Origin of the sequence: Brevibacillus sp. MCWH (assembly GCF_013096935.1) — a bacterium.
In the GTDB taxonomy this organism is placed as follows: Bacteria; Bacillota; Bacilli; order Brevibacillales; family Brevibacillaceae; genus Brevibacillus; species Brevibacillus aydinogluensis.
This window is the reverse complement of sequence record NZ_SDLF01000126.1, coordinates 1-484: the sequence shown is the minus strand read 5'-3', so window position 1 is coordinate 484 and position 484 is coordinate 1. Positions and strand designations below refer to the sequence as shown.

Here is a 484-nt window from a genome sequence, read left to right as displayed (position 1 = left end):
TAGTTTATAGTAAATTCAGGTAATTTAACACTAGATCCTTTAGACCAACTACTTGCACTAGAAGGAGTGTTAGTAGGGAATACACCAAAATATTTTGACCAAAATAAAATTGTCTCACCGTCAGGTCCGCATATAAAATAGTAAACACTAACAGTATAATCTAAAATTTTCTTTTGAATATAATCTCTTTTAGGAGTCACTTCACCTCTATAAACCCTACTAATGTACTCTATCCATGCTTTATGAGTTTTATAAATATTAAATTCAGCATCGTCAATGTAACTGATAGAAAAAGATCCTGAACTATTGGACTCTATGTTATTTTTTCCGTATTGAACTTTATAACCTGTTAATGTTTCCCCATGTTCAACCGTTTTAATAAACTCATCTGATAATTCGAAAGAGTTTGCTGTATTAGATAAATAAGGATGAAAATCATGAGAATTTGAAAAATGATCTGTAAGAGATAGAATGAGTTCTTTAT

General features: G+C 29.8%; 1 protein-coding gene. It reads right to left on the bottom strand.

Translation table 11 applies throughout. The features are described 5' to 3' along the window. The coding region (locus ETC00_RS19695; protein ID WP_171567733.1) for a hypothetical protein at window positions 1-484 on the bottom strand (484 nt) is incomplete at both ends.